This is a genomic window from Dysgonomonas sp. Marseille-Q5470 (assembly GCF_951230145.1).
In the GTDB taxonomy this organism is placed as follows: Bacteria; Bacteroidota; Bacteroidia; order Bacteroidales; family Dysgonomonadaceae; genus Dysgonomonas.
The window spans coordinates 1-2,610 of the sequence record NZ_CATNVE010000025.1 but is presented as its reverse complement, the minus strand read 5'-3'; the positions used below and the strand labels follow the sequence as shown (position 1 = coordinate 2,610).

Sequence of the window (2,610 nt, the reverse complement as noted above, 5' to 3'; positions counted from 1 at the left end):
GGTCTTATAATTTCGGCACTTTTGGGATCTTCTTTAATCAGCTCTTCTCGTTTTTGACCATCAATAACAAAAGCCTCATTAAAACCTGTTTTTACTCCATAATTGATTTGTATATCTCTCCAGTCTTTTAATGGTACCCCAATTGCTTCAACCTTCATTTTAATAGACTGTTCCACAGGAGATAGTATAATCCAACTGTCATTTGATTTGAACTCACAATTAACACTATTCTGTCTAATAAAAACGCTGGAAAAAAGTATAATTATATAGTATAATAAAAATATACTATTTTTGCTGTTTTTAATTTTATATATATTTAATTTAAACAAACAGCAGATGATTTATGGATACATTCGTGTAAGCACAGACAGGCAAACAGTCGAAAACCAGCGTTTTGAAATCAACCAATTTTGTGAGAAAAATGTAATGGTAATTGACAAATGGATCGAAGAAACAATTTCCGGAGCAAAAAGTGTACAGGACAGGAAGTTGGGTAAGCTATTAAAGAGAATGAGAAAAGATGATATTCTTATATGCTCCGAATTGTCTCGACTCGGTAGAAATCTTCTTATGATTATGGGTGTTCTTAATGAATGTATGAACCGTGATATTCAGGTTTGGACAATCAAAGATAATTACCGCTTGGGAAGTGATATTAATTCTAAAGTTCTAGCCTTTGCTTTTGGTCTCTCAGCCGAAATTGAACGTAACCTTATATCCCAACGTACCAAAGAGGCATTAGCTCGAAAACGTGCTGAAGGTGTTATCCTTGGTCGTCCCAAAGGAAGTAAATCAAAAGTGAAAAAATTGACAGGAAAGGAAATTGAGATAAAAAATCTATTAGATAAGAAAGTTTCCAAAAGTGCCATCAGCCGTATTCTCGGCGTTCATCGCTTAACTGTTAGTGCATTTCTCAAGGATAACCAACTATAAAGACTTTTTTTAATTGAATAATAATACCTAAATTGAAAATGCTATTTACTTCTGTAACCACATATATCCATACTTTTTCTCAAATTCCTCAGTTAATTCCATAATTTTTTTCTGAAGAACAACCATTTCGATGGTTTGTTTTTCCAGTTTATAAAGAAAAGCCAAGGCCTTTTTCTCGGAAAAATTCGACTTTAGGGCTTTGACTATTTGGTTATAGTTCGTACCAACTATTCTAAATTGTCCGAAGAAAGTAGTTAACCTCATGTAATAATCTTGTACAGCTTTGTCGATTTTCACAACCTTTATTGGCTTATTAAATATGCAAGAAGTAATAAAATGAGCCTTAACACTCATACATGACTTGTCATATAAAGCGAGAAAACGTGCGTTGTCAACGTTATTCAAATAGATAACATAACGATGTATTGCAGGATCATTCTTCGGATTCCGCCCTCCTTTTCTTCTTTCAGAAAGATTATTTGTTTTCATAACTACATAAAGATTTAATAAATAAAAATTACGACTTCGGAGTGATTTTCTCTCCCTGAAAGGGCAAGGGTTTTGAAGCACGGAAATTTATTTCAAGTGCTTCAAAACATACCTTGCTGTATTCTGACGAATACCAAAATCCATCCTCCGATGGATTGCCTTAAAGTTTATTTGAGAGATTATCATTACACGACAAAGGTAGCGTCTGTTAATTGAAAGGTTATGATGAGGTTTTCAGACAAATGGTGACAGCAGATGTCATTGGATGACAGTTAATTTTCTTGGCTATCCTGACATCCCTTTTTGTGAATTCATAACTGGATTTATTCATTAAAATATTCACTAATTATTGATGTATTTACTTCAGCTATGAAGTATGTAGTGAATAAGTTAGCTCTTGACTGATACCCAACCAATAAATACTGACTTCATGGCTTCATGAATGAATGACTTCACTAAGTCATGAGGTCAAGACATAACTCATCAAGAAAGGAACAAATAAATTACAGGTTGAATATTATAGTTCAGTAATGGGTGAGTGGCTGAATGAAGTATATATCTACAACTTCATTGAATATTATTTCTTTTTTCAACTGATAAACACCTTCCCTGTGAAAAGAATAAAATAGACCATATTTTTGAGGGAATACTACCCAACGGGTGGAGATTGCCGATAAAACCTGAAAGGCTTGATATTGGCGTTTTATTCTTGAAATAGACCTTTGTTATCAGATGATAAAAAGTGACGGCATAAAAAAGGGTAAAAGAATACTTTTACCCCATTAATTAAGTCGAAACTATAATGTCTATTCATCTCTTACATAACCAACCCTTTTCCTTGATTTTGTATCTTGTCCCTTCTGACTGGCTAATTCTGTTAATGCTTGGTAAATATCATTGAATTGCAGATTCGTTTCTAACATGAAGTTTTCTAATTTTTGATTTAGCTCAGCATACCCCAAAGCATATTGACGAAGCATAATAAAAGCTCTGACTATTTGGATATTAACAGAAATTGCTTTCTGACTATTTAATAATCCTGCTAACATTGCAATTCCATGTTCTGTTTATGTAAACAAAAAGATTATGTAAAGCTTCCTACTTAACAGGTTGTGTAACAGTAGTTGTGTAAGTATTTTCTTTACATAATCTTTTCCTTTTTACTTAAATCCCTTCAACCATTCCATA

2 protein-coding genes and 1 pseudogene are annotated in these 2,610 nt (G+C 32.9%); 1 reads left to right on the top strand and 2 read right to left on the bottom strand.

Going from position 1 to position 2,610, the window contains the following annotated elements; translation table 11 throughout:
* The first annotated feature begins 336 nt into the window (after nucleotides 1–336).
* Entirely contained in the window at nucleotides 337–933 is a 597-nt protein-coding gene (locus QOX35_RS16375) for a master DNA invertase Mpi family serine-type recombinase (protein WP_006801082.1), read from the top strand.
* 45 nt (nucleotides 934–978) lie between these two features.
* Here the strand turns inward: QOX35_RS16375 and mobA are convergent, their stop codons facing one another.
* Together mobA and QOX35_RS16365 are read right to left on the bottom strand one after the other, a co-directional pair.
* On the bottom strand, nucleotides 979–1,422 hold the full coding sequence (mobA, locus tag QOX35_RS16370) for a conjugal transfer protein MobA (protein WP_006801081.1): 444 nt from the start codon (nucleotides 1,420–1,422) through the stop codon (nucleotides 979–981).
* Between the two features lie 806 nt (nucleotides 1,423–2,228).
* A pseudogene (locus QOX35_RS16365) lies at nucleotides 2,229–2,489 on the bottom strand (ORF6N domain-containing protein); the annotation flags it as partial.
* Between the last annotated feature and the right edge of the window lie 121 nt (nucleotides 2,490–2,610).

What these genes read in the sequence shown, in the direction of transcription:
- QOX35_RS16375 (WP_006801082.1), top strand. Translation starts at nt 337, where the DNA reads ATGATTTATGGATACATTCGTGTAAGCACAGACAGGCAAACAGTCGAA.
- mobA (WP_006801081.1), bottom strand. Translation starts at nt 1,422, where the DNA reads ATGAAAACAAATAATCTTTCTGAAAGAAGAAAAGGAGGGCGGAATCCG.